Below are 13,786 nucleotides of genomic sequence, written 5' to 3' on the forward strand. Positions count from 1 at the left end.
GGAGCTTTGCTATTTCTGGAGTAAACCACCATGTCTGAAGGCTGGAACATTGCCGTCCTGGGCGCAACTGGCGCTGTGGGCGAAGCCCTGCTTGAAACGCTGGCTGAACGTCAGTTCCCGGTTGGGGAAATTTATGCACTGGCACGTAACGAAAGCGCAGGCGAACAACTGCGCTTTGGTGGTAAAACAATCACCGTGCAGGATGCCGCTGAATTCGACTGGACGCAGGCGCAGCTGGCATTTTTTGTCGCAGGCAAAGAAGCTACCGCTGCCTGGGTTGAAGAAGCGACCAACTCAGGTTGCCTGGTGATCGACAGCAGCGGACTGTTTGCTCTCGAACCCGACGTACCGCTGGTGGTGCCGGAAGTAAACCCGTTTGTACTGACCGATTACCGCAACCGGAATGTCATCGCCGTACCAGACAGTCTGACCAGCCAGCTGCTGGCGGCACTGAAACCGTTAATCGATCAGGGCGGTTTGTCGCGTATCAGTGTTACCAGCCTGATTTCAGCCTCCGCCCAGGGCAAAAAAGCGGTCGATGCGTTAGCGGGGCAGAGTGCGAAATTGCTCAACGGCATTCCGATTGACGAAGAAGATTTCTTCGGTCGTCAACTGGCGTTCAATATGCTGCCGTTGTTGCCGGATAGCGAAGGTAGCGTGCGTGAAGAACGTCGTATCGTTGACGAAGTACGCAAAATCCTGCAGGACGAAGGGCTGATGATTTCGGCAAGCGTCGTCCAGGCACCGGTATTCTACGGTCATGCCCAGATGGTCAACTTTGAAGCACTGCGTCCGCTGGCGGCAGAAGAAGCGCGTGATGCGTTTGCTCAGGGCGAAGATATTGTGCTCTCTGAAGAGAACGAATTCCCGACTCAGGTAGGGGATGCTTCGGGTACGCCGCATCTTTCTGTTGGCTGCGTGCGTAATGACTACGGTATGCCGGAGCAAGTCCAGTTCTGGTCGGTGGCCGATAACGTTCGCTTTGGCGGCGCGCTGATGGCAGTAAAAATCGCCGAGAAACTGGTGCAGGAGTATCTGTACTAATGTCCGACCAGCAACAACTGCCAGTTTATAAAATTGCGCTGGGCATTGAGTACGACGGCAGTAAGTATTACGGCTGGCAACGACAGAATGAAGTCCGCAGTGTGCAGGAGAAGCTGGAAAAGGCGCTCTCCCAGGTGGCGAACGAACCCATCACCGTCTTCTGCGCCGGGCGTACTGACGCAGGGGTACACGGTACCGGGCAGGTGGTGCATTTCGAAACAACCGTGCCGCGCAAAGACGCGGCGTGGACCTTGGGCGTAAATGCGAATTTACCTGGTGACATCGCCGTGCGTTGGGTTAAAGCTGTACCTGATGATTTTCATGCCCGATTTAGCGCCACGGCTCGCCGTTATCGCTACATCATCTACAATCATCGGCTGCGCCCGGCGGTACTGAGTAAAGGGGTAACCCATTTTTACGAACCGCTGGACGCTGAACGGATGCATCGGGCTGCGCAATGCTTGCTGGGCGAGAATGATTTCACCTCGTTCCGTGCGGTGCAGTGCCAGTCCCGAACCCCGTGGCGCAACGTTATGCATATTAATGTCACGCGTCACGGTCCTTATGTGGTGGTAGATATCAAAGCGAATGCCTTTGTACATCATATGGTCAGGAATATTGTCGGCAGCCTGATGGAAGTCGGTGCCCACAACCAGCCGGAGAGCTGGATAGCAGAGTTGCTGGCGGCAAAGGACAGAACGCTGGCGGCAGCAACGGCAAAAGCGGAAGGGCTGTATCTGGTCGCGGTGGATTACCCTGACCGGTATGATCTCCCAAAACCGCCAATGGGCCCGCTATTTCTGGCGGACTAACGAGAATAATGCTCGGAACATTTCAGGCTGTAGCCAACGTAGTTACAGCCTGAAAGATGACGAGTACAAGGCATAGGCAAATATGGACCTGATTTATTTCCTCATCGATTTTATCCTGCACATTGACGTGCATCTGGCAGAGCTGGTCGCGGAGTACGGCGTCTGGGTTTATGCCATTCTGTTTTTGATTCTGTTCTGCGAAACGGGGCTGGTGGTAACGCCATTCCTGCCTGGTGATTCGCTGCTGTTTGTTGCTGGTGCATTGGCGTCGCTGGAAACTAACGATCTCAATGTCCATATGATGGTGGTGCTTATGTTGATTGCCGCTATTGTCGGTGATGCAGTGAACTATACCATTGGACGGTTATTTGGTGACAAACTGTTCAGTAACCCGGATTCGAAAATCTTTCGTTGCAGTTATCTTGATAAGACTCATCAGTTTTACGAGAGACATGGCGGCAAAACGATTATTCTCGCCCGTTTTGTACCGATCGTCAGAACGTTCGCGCCGTTTGTTGCGGGAATGGGCCACATGTCGTACCGTCATTTCGCCGCTTATAACGTGATCGGCGCACTGTTGTGGGTACTGATTTTTACCTACGCGGGTTATTTCTTCGGCACGCTCCCCTTCATTCAGAGCAACCTTAAGCTGATGATTGTTGGCATTATTTTTGTTTCAATATTGCCTGGGGTTTTCGAATTTATTCGTCACAAACGCGCTGCGGCACGCGCCGCAAAATAAAAAGTAACTCCGCGGTTCGACCACTTTTTTATCCAAAGTTTCGGGCTGTTATGTTTTAATGTGCAACATTCATGGTCTGTTGGGGGCAAAAATGGCATTATGCGTCCCCAAAGATAAAACTGGCATCGAACCAGGTTCAGACAGAAAGGTCCCTAATGAGCTGGATTGAACGAATTAAAAGCAACATTACTCCCACCCGCAAGGCGAGCATTCCTGAAGGGGTGTGGACTAAGTGTGATAGCTGCGGTCAGGTTTTATACCGCGCTGAGCTGGAACGTAATCTTGAGGTCTGTCCGAAGTGTGACCATCACATGCGTATGACAGCGCGTAATCGCCTGCATAGCCTGTTAGATGAAGGAAGCCTTGTGGAGCTGGGTAGCGAGCTTGAGCCGAAAGATGTGCTGAAGTTTCGTGACTCCAAGAAGTATAAAGACCGTCTGGCTTCTGCGCAGAAAGAAACCGGCGAAAAAGATGCGCTGGTGGTGATGAAAGGCACTCTGTATGGAATGCCGGTTGTCGCTGCGGCATTCGAGTTCGCCTTTATGGGCGGTTCAATGGGGTCTGTTGTGGGTGCACGTTTCGTGCGTGCCGTTGAGCAGGCGCTGGAAGATAACTGCCCGCTGATCTGCTTCTCCGCCTCTGGTGGCGCACGTATGCAGGAAGCACTGATGTCGCTGATGCAGATGGCGAAAACCTCTGCGGCACTGGCAAAAATGCAGGAGCGCGGCTTGCCGTACATCTCCGTGCTGACCGACCCGACGATGGGCGGTGTTTCTGCAAGTTTCGCCATGCTGGGCGATCTCAACATCGCTGAACCGAAAGCGTTAATTGGCTTTGCCGGTCCGCGTGTTATCGAACAGACCGTTCGCGAAAAACTGCCGCTAGGATTCCAGCGCAGTGAATTCCTGATCGAGAAAGGCGCGATCGACATGATCGTCCGTCGTCCGGAAATGCGCCTGAAACTGGCGAGCATTCTGGCGAAGTTGATGAATCTGCCAGCGCCGAATCCTGAAGCGCCGCGTGAAGGCGTAGTGGTACCCCCGGTACCGGATCAGGAACCTGAGGCCTGATAACTGATAAGGGCAGGGCCACTGGCTCTGCCCTTTTGCTATTCTCACCGTAACGAATCAGCGGATACCATGATTATCAAACGCACTCCTCAAGCCGCGTCGCCTCTGGCTTCGTGGCTTTCTTATCTGGAAAACCTGCACAGTAAAACTATCGATCTCGGCCTTGAGCGCGTGAGCCAGGTCGCGGCTCGTCTTGGCGTTCTGAAACCAGCGCCATTTGTGTTTACCGTTGCGGGTACGAATGGCAAAGGCACCACCTGCCGTACGCTGGAGTCGATTCTGATGGCGGCAGGGTACAAAGTGGGCGTCTACAGTTCGCCGCATCTGGTGCGTTATACCGAGCGCGTACGTGTGCAGGGTCAGGAATTGCCGGAATCGGCCCACACCGCCTCTTTTGCGGAGATTGAATCGGCACGCGGTGATATTTCCCTGACCTATTTCGAGTACGGTACGCTGTCGGCGTTGTGGCTGTTCAAACAGGCACAACTTGACGTGGTGATTCTGGAAGTAGGGCTGGGCGGTCGTCTGGACGCAACCAATATTGTCGATGCCGATGTCGCGGTAGTAACCAGTATTGCGCTGGATCATACCGACTGGCTGGGGCCAGATCGCGAAAGTATTGGTCGCGAGAAAGCAGGCATCTTTCGCAGCGCAAAACCGGCAATTGTCGGTGAGCCGGAAATGCCTTCTACCATTGCTGATGTGGCGCAGGAAAAAGGTGCACTGTTACAACGTCGGGGCGTTGAGTGGAACTATTCCGTCACCGATCATGACTGGGCGTTTAGCGATGCTCACGGCACGCTGGAAAATCTGCCGTTGCCGCTTGTCCCGCAACCGAATGCCGCAACAGCGCTGGCGGCACTGCATGCCAGCGGGCTGGAAGTCAGTGAAAATGCCATTCGCGACGGGATTGCCAGCGCAATTTTGCCGGGACGTTTCCAGATTGTGAGCGAGTCGCCACGCGTTATTTTTGATGTCGCGCATAATCCACATGCGGCGGAATATCTCACCGGGCGTATGAAAGCGCTACCGAAAAACGGGCGCGTGCTGGCGGTTATCGGTATGCTACATGATAAAGATATTGCCGGAACTCTGGCCTGGTTGAAAAGCGTGGTTGATGACTGGTATTGTGCGCCACTGGAAGGGCCGCGCGGTGCCACGGCAGAACAACTGCTTGAGCATTTGGGTAACGGCAAATCATTTGATAGCGTTGCGCAGGCATGGGATGCCGCAATGGCGGACGCTAAAGCGGAAGACACCGTGCTGGTGTGTGGTTCTTTCCACACGGTCGCACATGTCATGGAAGTGATTGACGCGAGGAGAAGCGGTGGCAAGTAAGTTTCAGAATCGGTTAGTGGGCACGATCGTGCTGGTGGCGCTGGGGGTGATTGTACTTCCAGGGCTGCTGGACGGGCAGAAAAAACATTATCAGGATGAGTTTGCGGCTATCCCGCTGGTTCCAAAAGCGGGCGATCGCGATGAGCCTGATATGATGCCAGCCGCCACCCAGGCGTTGCCGACGCAGCCGCCGGAAGGCGCAGCGGAAGAGGTGCGGGCAGGTGATGCCGCAGCACCGTCGCTCGATCCGGCCACTATTGCAGCCAATAACACCGAGTTTGAACCGGAACCTGCACCGGTCGCCCCACCGAAGCCGAAACCGGTGGAGCCGCCTAAACCGAAGGTTGAAGCACCACCTGCGCCGAAGCCAGAACCGAAGCCGGTCGTGGAAGAAAAAGCAGCGCCAACGGGTAAAGCCTATGTTGTGCAACTGGGTGCGCTGAAAAATGCCGATAAAGTGAATGAGATTGTCGGTAAGCTGCGCGGTGCCGGTTATCGGGTTTATACGTCGCCATCCACGCCAGTGCAGGGTAAAATTACCCGTATTCTGGTTGGGCCGGATGCCTCGAAAGATAAGCTGAAAGGTTCGCTGGGTGAGTTGAAGCAACTTTCTGGCTTAAGTGGCGTGGTAATGGGCTATACGCCGAATTAATACAGTCTTGCCTGATGCGACGCTGGCGCGTCTTATCAGGCCTGGGCAGTGTTAGAACCGTAGGTCGGATAAGGCGTTTACGCCGCATCCGACACGCATTGCACGATGCCGCAAAGGCATAAAAAGTCGATGGCGTTGAATATTTTTTCAGCGCCCATTTTTATTGATGCGTGGGAAGGAAATCCCTACGCAAACGTTTCCTTTTTCTGTTAGAATGCGCCCCGAACAGGATGACAGGGCGTAAAATCGTGGGACACATATGGTCTGGATTGATTACGCCATAATCGCGGTGATTGCTTTTTCCTCTCTGGTTAGCCTGATCCGCGGCTTTGTTCGTGAAGCGTTATCGCTGGTGACATGGGGTTGTGCTTTCTTTGTTGCCAGTCATTACTACACTTACCTGTCAGTCTGGTTTACGGGCTTTGAAGACGAACTGGTTCGAAATGGAATTGCCATCGCGGTACTGTTTATCGCTACCCTGATCGTTGGTGCAATCGTGAACTTCGTGATAGGCCAGTTGGTGGAGAAAACGGGGTTGTCAGGCACCGATCGGGTGCTGGGCGTCTGTTTCGGTGCGTTGCGCGGTGTGTTGATTGTTGCCGCCATTCTCTTCTTTCTCGACTCCTTTACCGGGGTGTCGAAAAGCGAAGACTGGAGCAAATCACAGCTGATCCCGCAGTTCAGTTTTATCATCAGATGGTTTTTTGATTATCTGCAAAGCTCGTCAAGTTTCTTGCCCGGAGCGTAAGTGCTCTGAGATGTGGCTTAACGAGGAAAAAGACGTATGTGCGGTATTGTCGGTATCGCCGGTGTTATGCCGGTTAACCAGTCGATTTATGATGCCTTAACGGTGCTTCAGCATCGCGGTCAGGATGCCGCCGGCATCATCACCATAGATGCCAATAACTGCTTCCGTTTGCGTAAAGCGAACGGGCTGGTGAGCGATGTATTTGAAGCTCGCCATATGCAGCGTTTGCAGGGCAATATGGGCATTGGTCATGTGCGTTACCCTACGGCTGGCAGCTCCAGCGCCTCTGAAGCGCAGCCGTTTTACGTTAACTCCCCGTATGGCATTACGCTTGCCCACAACGGCAATCTGACCAACGCTCACGAGTTGCGTAAAAAACTGTTTGAAGAAAAACGCCGCCACATCAACACCACTTCCGACTCGGAAATTCTGCTTAATATCTTCGCTAGCGAGCTGGACAACTTCCGCCACTACCCGCTGGAAGCCGACAATATTTTCGCTGCCATTGCTGCCACAAACCGCTTAATCCGCGGCGCATATGCCTGTGTGGCGATGATTATCGGCCACGGTATGGTTGCTTTCCGCGATCCAAACGGGATTCGTCCGCTGGTACTGGGAAAACGTGATATTGACGAGAACCGTACAGAATATATGGTCGCTTCCGAAAGCGTAGCGCTCGATACGCTGGGCTTTGATTTCCTGCGTGACGTCGCGCCGGGCGAAGCGATTTACATCACTGAAGAAGGGCAGTTGTTTACCCGTCAATGTGCTGACAATCCGGTCAGCAATCCGTGCCTGTTTGAGTATGTATACTTTGCCCGCCCGGACTCGTTTATCGACAAAATTTCCGTTTACAGCGCGCGTGTGAATATGGGCACGAAACTGGGTGAGAAAATTGCCCGCGAATGGGAAGATCTGGATATCGACGTGGTGATCCCGATCCCGGAAACCTCGTGTGATATCGCGCTGGAAATTGCTCGTATTCTGGGCAAGCCGTACCGCCAGGGCTTCGTTAAAAACCGCTATGTTGGCCGCACCTTCATCATGCCGGGCCAGCAGCTGCGTCGTAAGTCCGTGCGCCGTAAACTGAACGCCAACCGCGCCGAGTTCCGCGATAAAAACGTCCTGCTGGTCGACGACTCCATCGTCCGTGGCACCACTTCTGAGCAGATTATCGAGATGGCACGCGAAGCCGGAGCGAAGAAAGTGTACCTCGCTTCTGCGGCACCGGAAATTCGCTTCCCGAACGTTTATGGTATTGATATGCCGAGCGCCACGGAACTGATCGCTCACGGTCGCGAAGTTGATGAAATTCGCCAGATCATCGGTGCTGACGGGTTGATTTTCCAGGATCTGAACGATCTGATCGACGCCGTTCGCGCTGAAAATCCGGATATCCAGCAGTTTGAATGCTCGGTGTTCAACGGCGTCTACGTCACCAAAGATGTTGATCAGGGCTACCTCGATTTCCTCGATACGTTACGTAATGATGACGCCAAAGCAGTGCAACGTCAGAACGAAGTGGAAAATCTCGAAATGCATAACGAAGGATGATGCCTTCGCTGAGGGTGCCGGTCTGGCACCCTGACTTGCAACTCCCGCCGAAATACTGCAAAGTCTGCCTGCAAGTCTGACAGGGCAACTATTTATGAAACGACTCATTGTAGGCATCAGCGGTGCCAGCGGCGCGATTTATGGCGTGCGCTTATTACAGGTTCTGCGCGATGTCACAGATATCGAAACGCATCTGGTGATGAGCCAGGCGGCGCGCCAGACCTTATCCCTCGAAACGGATTTTTCCCTGCGCGAAGTGCAGGCATTAGCTGATGTCACGCACGATGCGCGCGATATTTCCGCCAGCATCTCTTCCGGTTCTTTCCAGACGCTGGGGATGGTGATTTTACCCTGTTCAATCAAAACCCTTTCCGGCATTGTCCATAGCTATACTGATGGCTTACTGACCCGTGCGGCAGATGTGGTGCTGAAAGAGCGTCGCCCGTTGGTGCTCTGCGTGCGTGAAACACCATTGCACTTAGGCCATCTGCGTTTAATGACTCAGGCGGCAGAAATCGGTGCGGTGATTATGCCTCCTGTTCCGGCGTTTTATCATCGCCCGCAATCCCTTGATGATGTGATAAATCAGACGGTTAATCGTGTTCTTGACCAGTTTGCAATAACCCTTCCTGAAGATCTCTTTGCCCGCTGGCAGGGCGCATAACTCCGCTGTTGCCCTGTTTCAGGGCAATTTTGCAACCGCGATCAAATCCTCGACATTTTGTTTCTGCCATTCAATCGAAACGCTGCGATTCAACCGCTATACCTGCTATCTTCAACTTCAGGACAATAATGCAACGTCTTATTAACATATTTAACGTTGAATGTTACTGTTGTCGTCAAGATGGCATAAGACCTGCATAAAAGAGCCTGCAAACACACAACACAATACACAACATAAAAAAGCCATTTTCACTTGAGGGTTATGTATGAAGAAGTCGATTCTCGCTCTGTCTTTGTTAGTCGGTCTCTCCGCAGCGGCTTCCAGCTATGCGGCGCTACCGGAGACGGTACGTATCGGAACCGATACCACCTATGCGCCGTTCTCGTCGAAAGATGCTAAAGGTGATTTTGTTGGCTTTGATATCGATCTCGGTAACGAGATGTGCAAACGGATGCAGGTGAAATGTACCTGGGTTGCCAGTGACTTTGACGCGCTGATCCCCTCACTGAAAGCGAAAAAAATCGACGCCATTATTTCGTCGCTTTCCATTACCGATAAATGTCAGCAGGAGATTGCCTTCTCCGACAAGCTGTACGCCGCAGATTCTCGTTTGATTGCTGCCAAAGGTTCACCGATTCAGCCAACGCTGGATTCACTGAAAGGTAAACATGTTGGTGTGCTGCAGGGGTCAACCCAGGAAGCTTACGCTAACGAGACCTGGCGTAGCAAAGGCGTGGATGTGGTGGCCTATGCCAACCAGGATTTGGTCTATTCCGATCTGGCTGCAGGACGTCTGGATGCTGCGTTACAAGATGAAGTTGCTGCCAGCGAAGGATTCCTCAAGCAACCTGCTGGTAAAGATTTCGCCTTTGCTGGCTCATCAGTAAAAGACAAAAAATACTTCGGTGATGGCACCGGTGTAGGGCTACGTAAAGATGATGCTGAACTGACGGCTGCCTTCAATAAGGCGCTTGGCGAGCTGCGTCAGGACGGCACCTACGACAAGATGGCGAAAAAGTATTTCGACTTTAATGTCTACGGTGACTGATACGTCGCTGGGAAGCTGTACCTGATGGAATGATCATCATGGTGCACGCTAGGTTTGTTGCACTATCGTGGTGCATTGAAATGCATACTTAAGCATTTTTAATGAAAAATAATACGTCTAACGGGGCGGGATATTTTGCCTTGATGGTCAATTTTATGGCACGATAAGTGTAACAAACCTGTAAATATTCCCTATAAAAAGACTGTCAGTTGAGGACATTATGAAAAAACTGGTGCTATCGCTCTCTCTGGTTCTGGCCTTCTCCAGCGCAACTGCGGCATTTGCTGCGATTCCGCAAAACATCCGCATCGGTACCGACCCGACCTATGCGCCATTTGAATCAAAAAATTCACAAGGCGAACTGGTTGGCTTCGATATCGATCTGGCAAAGGAATTATGCAAACGCATCAATACGCAATGTACGTTTGTCGAAAATCCGCTGGATGCGTTAATCCCGTCCTTAAAAGCGAAGAAGATTGACGCCATCATGTCATCGCTTTCCATTACGGAAAAACGTCAGCAAGAAATAGCCTTCACCGACAAACTGTACGCTGCCGATTCTCGTTTGGTGGTGGCGAAAAATTCTGACATTCAGCCGACAGTCGAGTCGCTGAAAGGCAAACGGGTAGGCGTATTGCAGGGCACCACCCAGGAGACGTTCGGTAATGAACATTGGGCACCAAAAGGCATTGAAATCGTCTCGTATCAGGGGCAGGACAACATTTATTCTGACCTGACTGCCGGACGTATTGATGCCGCGTTCCAGGATGAGGTCGCTGCCAGCGAAGGTTTCCTCAAACAACCTGTCGGTAAAGATTACAAATTCGGAGGCCCGTCTGTTAAAGATGAAAAACTGTTTGGCGTAGGGACCGGCATGGGCCTGCGTAAAGAAGATAACGAACTGCGCGAAGCACTGAACAAAGCCTTTGCCGAAATGCGCGCTGACGGTACTTACGAGAAATTAGCGAAAAAGTACTTCGATTTTGATGTTTATGGTGGCTAATCGCCATCGGTGAAAGAAAGCCCGCTCCCTTCGGGTAACCGGAGGGAGACAAGAGGCGGTAATTCACCACACACGACAGGACAGGCAGCATGTTGTATGGGTTTTCAGGTGTTATTTTACAGGGTGCGCTCGTCACGCTGGAGCTGGCTATCAGCTCTGTAGTGCTCGCTGTAATCATCGGTTTAATTGGCGCTGGCGGTAAGCTCTCGCAAAATCGGCTTTCGGGGCTGATTTTCGAAGGGTACACCACGCTGATTCGTGGCGTGCCGGACTTAGTGTTGATGCTGCTGATTTTCTTCGGTTTGCAGATTGCGCTAAACACGGTGACGGAGGCGATGGGCGTCGGGCAGATTGATATCGATCCGATGGTCGCTGGTATTATCACTCTCGGTTTTATCTACGGTGCTTATTTTACCGAAACGTTCCGTGGTGCTTTTATGGCAGTGCCGAAAGGACATATAGAGGCGGCGACGGCGTTCGGTTTTACTCGTGGGCAAGTGTTTCGGCGGATCATGTTTCCGGCGATGATGCGTTACGCCCTGCCAGGCATTGGCAACAACTGGCAGGTGATCCTCAAATCTACCGCACTGGTTTCGTTACTCGGCCTGGAAGATGTGGTCAAAGCCACCCAACTGGCAGGCAAAAGTACCTGGGAACCGTTCTATTTCGCCATCGTCTGTGGCGTGATTTACCTGGTTTTCACCACTGTTTCCAATGGTGTGCTGCTGTTCCTTGAGCGCCGCTACTCCGTGGGTGTGAAGAGGGCTGACCTGTGATCGAAATCTTACATGAATACTGGAAACCGCTGCTGTGGACCGACGGTTATCGCTTTACTGGTGTGGCGATCACTCTGTGGCTGCTTATTTTGTCGGTAGTGATAGGCGGAGTCCTGGCGCTGTTTCTGGCGATTGGTCGTGTCTCCAGTAATAAATACATCCAGTTTCCAATCTGGTTATTTACCTATATTTTTCGCGGTACGCCGCTGTATGTTCAGTTGCTGGTGTTCTATTCCGGCATGTACACGCTTGAGATTGTTAAGGGAACCGAATTCCTTAACGCTTTCTTCCGCAGTGGCCTGAACTGTACCGTGCTGGCGCTGACGCTTAACACCTGCGCTTACACTACCGAGATTTTTGCTGGGGCAATCCGTTCGGTTCCGCATGGGGAAATTGAAGCCGCCAGAGCCTATGGCTTCTCGACTTTTAAAATGTATCGTTGCATTATTTTGCCTTCTGCGCTGCGTATTGCGTTACCGGCATACAGCAACGAAGTGATCCTGATGCTGCACTCTACTGCGCTGGCGTTTACGGCCACTGTGCCGGATCTGCTGAAAATAGCCCGCGATATTAACGCCGCCACGTATCAACCTTTTACCGCCTTCGGCATTGCCGCGGTGCTCTATTTAATCATCTCTTATGTCCTGATCAGCCTCTTTCGCAGAGCGGAAAAACGCTGGTTGCAGCATGTGAAACCTTCTTCAACGCACTGAGAATACGATGTCCGAGAATAAATTAAACGTTATCGATTTGCACAAACGCTACGGCGAACATGAAGTGCTGAAAGGGGTCTCACTGCAAGCGAATGCCGGAGATGTAATAAGCATCATCGGATCGTCGGGATCGGGGAAAAGTACCTTTCTGCGCTGCATTAACTTCCTCGAAAAACCGAGTGAAGGGTCGATCGTGGTCAATGGCCAGACGATCAATCTGGTGCGCGACAAAGACGGTCAACTCAAAGTCGCCGATAAAAATCAACTGCGCTTACTGCGCACACGCCTGACGATGGTATTCCAGCACTTCAATCTCTGGAGCCATATGACGGTGCTGGAAAACGTCATGGAAGCGCCGATTCAGGTGTTGGGCCTGAGCAAGCAGGAAGCGCGCGAGCGGGCGGTCAAGTATCTGGCAAAAGTCGGGATAGACGAACGTGCGCAGGGGAAATATCCGGTGCATCTTTCCGGCGGTCAGCAACAGCGTGTTTCTATCGCGCGGGCGCTGGCGATGGAACCGGAAGTTTTACTGTTTGATGAACCTACCTCGGCGCTCGATCCTGAACTGGTAGGCGAAGTGTTGCGTATTATGCAGCAACTGGCAGAAGAGGGGAAAACCATGGTGGTAGTGACTCACGAAATGGGCTTTGCTCGCCATGTTTCTACTCATGTCATTTTCCTCCATCAGGGGAAAATAGAAGAAGAGGGCGCGCCGGAGCAGTTATTTGGCAACCCGCAAAGCCCTCGTCTGCAACAGTTCCTTAAGGGATCGCTGAAATAATTTCCTCTCCGGTGGCTAACGCTGCCGGAGTATTTTCATGGGGAATTTGCGAGTCAGCTTCCGCTGAAATGTAAAAGTTGCAGTCCGCTAAAAATACTTCTGAATTCGCTGTCCAAAGATAAAAACTGCCTGCTGCATTGGGTGTTAATCGTGGTTATTGTCGCGTCATCTTAAATTTGAGGGGTGACGGAACGCCATGACAATATCGACAACTTCCACGCCGCATGATGCGGTATTTAAATCTTTTTTACGCCATCCAGACACCGCGCGGGATTTTATTGATATTCATCTTCCCGCGCCGCTGCGCAAATTGTGTGATTTAACGACGCTTAAACTGGAACCAAACAGTTTTATTGATGAAGACCTGCGGCAATATTATTCCGACCTCTTGTGGTCTGTGAAAACGCAGGAGGGAGTGGGTTATATTTATGTAGTGATAGAGCACCAAAGTAAGCCGGAAGAATTAATGGCTTTTCGCATGATGCGTTATTCCATTGCGGCAATGCAAAACCATCTTGATGCGGGCGGTAATGACTCCAACTTACTGATAGTGTTTTATGTTCAGATAATGCCCGATGACCTTGTCATGCAGCTCCACCGATTTTGAGAACGACAGTGACTTCCGTCCCAGCCTTGCCAGATGTTGTCTCAGATTCAGATTATGTCGCTCAATGCGCTGAGTGTAACGCTTGCTGATAACGTGCAGCTTTCCCTTCAGGCGTGATTCATACAGCGGCCAGCCATCCGTCATCCATACCACGACCTCAAAGGCCGACAGCAGGCTCAGAAGACGCTCCAGTGTGGCCAGAGTGCGTTCACCGAAGACGTGCGCCACAACCGT

General features: G+C 52.0%; 14 protein-coding genes and 2 pseudogenes. 15 read left to right on the forward strand and 1 reads right to left on the reverse strand.

The window, feature by feature from the left end; all coding sequences use genetic code 11:
* Window positions 1–30: 30 nt before the first annotated feature.
* The 15 genes and pseudogenes from BGK49_RS16020 to BGK49_RS16090 all read left to right on the forward strand — a co-directional run.
* The gene (locus BGK49_RS16020) at window positions 31–1,044 is read left to right on the forward strand and encodes an aspartate-semialdehyde dehydrogenase (RefSeq protein WP_001289165.1); all 1,014 of its coding nucleotides are present in this window, start codon (window positions 31–33) and stop codon (window positions 1,042–1,044) included.
* Window positions 1,044–1,856 (forward strand): tRNA pseudouridine(38-40) synthase TruA, encoded by an 813-nt coding sequence (truA, locus tag BGK49_RS16025; protein WP_001283583.1) that lies wholly within the window; start codon window positions 1,044–1,046, stop codon window positions 1,854–1,856. The genes BGK49_RS16020 and truA overlap by 1 nt, the downstream gene beginning before the upstream one ends.
* An 82-nt stretch (window positions 1,857–1,938) precedes the next feature.
* Window positions 1,939–2,598, forward strand: coding sequence for a DedA family protein (locus BGK49_RS16030; protein WP_000364326.1), 660 nt, complete (start codon window positions 1,939–1,941; stop codon window positions 2,596–2,598).
* Window positions 2,599–2,753: 155 nt separating this feature from the next.
* Window positions 2,754–3,668 carry an acetyl-CoA carboxylase, carboxyltransferase subunit beta gene (accD, locus tag BGK49_RS16035; RefSeq protein ID WP_000118396.1) on the forward strand — a complete coding sequence of 305 codons (915 nt, stop codon included), beginning with the start codon at window positions 2,754–2,756 and terminating at the stop codon, window positions 3,666–3,668.
* A gap of 69 nt (window positions 3,669–3,737) precedes the next feature.
* On the forward strand, window positions 3,738–5,006 hold the full coding sequence (gene folC / locus BGK49_RS16040) for a bifunctional tetrahydrofolate synthase/dihydrofolate synthase (protein ID WP_000584569.1): 1,269 nt from the start codon (window positions 3,738–3,740) through the stop codon (window positions 5,004–5,006).
* Window positions 4,996–5,658, forward strand: a complete 663-nt coding sequence (gene dedD / locus BGK49_RS16045) for a cell division protein DedD (RefSeq protein ID WP_000146992.1) — start codon at window positions 4,996–4,998, stop codon at window positions 5,656–5,658. Before folC ends, dedD begins: the two co-directional genes overlap by 11 nt.
* A 259-nt stretch (window positions 5,659–5,917) precedes the next feature.
* A complete protein-coding gene (gene cvpA / locus BGK49_RS16050) occupies window positions 5,918–6,406 on the forward strand; it encodes a colicin V production protein (RefSeq protein ID WP_000262112.1) in 489 nt (162 codons plus the stop codon).
* A gap of 36 nt (window positions 6,407–6,442) precedes the next feature.
* Window positions 6,443–7,960: an amidophosphoribosyltransferase gene (purF, locus tag BGK49_RS16055; protein ID WP_000334220.1), complete on the forward strand. Its 1,518-nt coding sequence runs from the start codon at window positions 6,443–6,445 to the stop codon at window positions 7,958–7,960.
* Window positions 7,961–8,054: 94 nt separating this feature from the next.
* Window positions 8,055–8,624: a flavin prenyltransferase UbiX gene (ubiX, locus tag BGK49_RS16060; RefSeq protein WP_000825704.1), complete on the forward strand. Its 570-nt coding sequence runs from the start codon at window positions 8,055–8,057 to the stop codon at window positions 8,622–8,624.
* 265 nt (window positions 8,625–8,889) lie between these two features.
* Window positions 8,890–9,672 (forward strand): lysine/arginine/ornithine ABC transporter substrate-binding protein ArgT, encoded by a 783-nt coding sequence (gene argT / locus BGK49_RS16065; protein ID WP_000748249.1) that lies wholly within the window; start codon window positions 8,890–8,892, stop codon window positions 9,670–9,672.
* Between the two features lie 220 nt (window positions 9,673–9,892).
* Complete coding sequence (hisJ, locus tag BGK49_RS16070) at window positions 9,893–10,675, forward strand: histidine ABC transporter substrate-binding protein HisJ (RefSeq protein ID WP_000737621.1); 783 nt, start codon at window positions 9,893–9,895, stop codon at window positions 10,673–10,675.
* A gap of 89 nt (window positions 10,676–10,764) precedes the next feature.
* Window positions 10,765–11,451, forward strand: a complete 687-nt coding sequence (gene hisQ / locus BGK49_RS16075; RefSeq protein WP_000965508.1) for a histidine ABC transporter permease HisQ — start codon at window positions 10,765–10,767, stop codon at window positions 11,449–11,451.
* Window positions 11,448–12,164, forward strand: a complete 717-nt coding sequence (locus BGK49_RS16080; protein ID WP_000569958.1) for an ABC transporter permease — start codon at window positions 11,448–11,450, stop codon at window positions 12,162–12,164. Before hisQ ends, BGK49_RS16080 begins: the two co-directional genes overlap by 4 nt.
* A 7-nt stretch (window positions 12,165–12,171) precedes the next feature.
* Window positions 12,172–12,945 carry a histidine ABC transporter ATP-binding protein HisP gene (hisP, locus tag BGK49_RS16085; RefSeq protein ID WP_001293612.1) on the forward strand — a complete coding sequence of 258 codons (774 nt, stop codon included), beginning with the start codon at window positions 12,172–12,174 and terminating at the stop codon, window positions 12,943–12,945.
* A gap of 196 nt (window positions 12,946–13,141) precedes the next feature.
* Window positions 13,142–13,504, forward strand: a pseudogene (locus tag BGK49_RS16090) (Rpn family recombination-promoting nuclease/putative transposase); the annotation flags it as partial.
* Here BGK49_RS16090 and BGK49_RS27575 read toward each other — a convergent pair.
* Window positions 13,487–13,786 (reverse strand): annotated as a pseudogene (locus tag BGK49_RS27575) (IS1-like element IS1X2 family transposase); the annotation flags it as partial. The pseudogenes BGK49_RS16090 and BGK49_RS27575 overlap by 18 nt on opposite strands.

Source organism: Shigella sp. FC1544, assembly GCF_001722145.1.
Lineage (GTDB): Bacteria > Pseudomonadota > Gammaproteobacteria > Enterobacterales > Enterobacteriaceae > Escherichia > Escherichia coli.

Bases quoted from the DNA above. Each gene is read 5' to 3' on its own strand.
- truA (WP_001283583.1), top strand. From the start codon at position 1,044: ATGTCCGACCAGCAACAACTGCCAGTTTATAAAATTGCGCTGGGCATT.
- ubiX (WP_000825704.1), top strand. From the start codon at position 8,055: ATGAAACGACTCATTGTAGGCATCAGCGGTGCCAGCGGCGCGATTTAT.
- purF (WP_000334220.1), top strand. From the start codon at position 6,443: ATGTGCGGTATTGTCGGTATCGCCGGTGTTATGCCGGTTAACCAGTCG.
- argT (WP_000748249.1), top strand. From the start codon at position 8,890: ATGAAGAAGTCGATTCTCGCTCTGTCTTTGTTAGTCGGTCTCTCCGCA.
- folC (WP_000584569.1), top strand. From the start codon at position 3,738: ATGATTATCAAACGCACTCCTCAAGCCGCGTCGCCTCTGGCTTCGTGG.
- accD (WP_000118396.1), top strand. From the start codon at position 2,754: ATGAGCTGGATTGAACGAATTAAAAGCAACATTACTCCCACCCGCAAG.
- hisP (WP_001293612.1), top strand. From the start codon at position 12,172: ATGTCCGAGAATAAATTAAACGTTATCGATTTGCACAAACGCTACGGC.
- hisJ (WP_000737621.1), top strand. From the start codon at position 9,893: ATGAAAAAACTGGTGCTATCGCTCTCTCTGGTTCTGGCCTTCTCCAGC.
- hisQ (WP_000965508.1), top strand. From the start codon at position 10,765: ATGTTGTATGGGTTTTCAGGTGTTATTTTACAGGGTGCGCTCGTCACG.
- cvpA (WP_000262112.1), top strand. From the start codon at position 5,918: ATGGTCTGGATTGATTACGCCATAATCGCGGTGATTGCTTTTTCCTCT.
- BGK49_RS16030 (WP_000364326.1), top strand. From the start codon at position 1,939: ATGGACCTGATTTATTTCCTCATCGATTTTATCCTGCACATTGACGTG.
- BGK49_RS16020 (WP_001289165.1), top strand. From the start codon at position 31: ATGTCTGAAGGCTGGAACATTGCCGTCCTGGGCGCAACTGGCGCTGTG.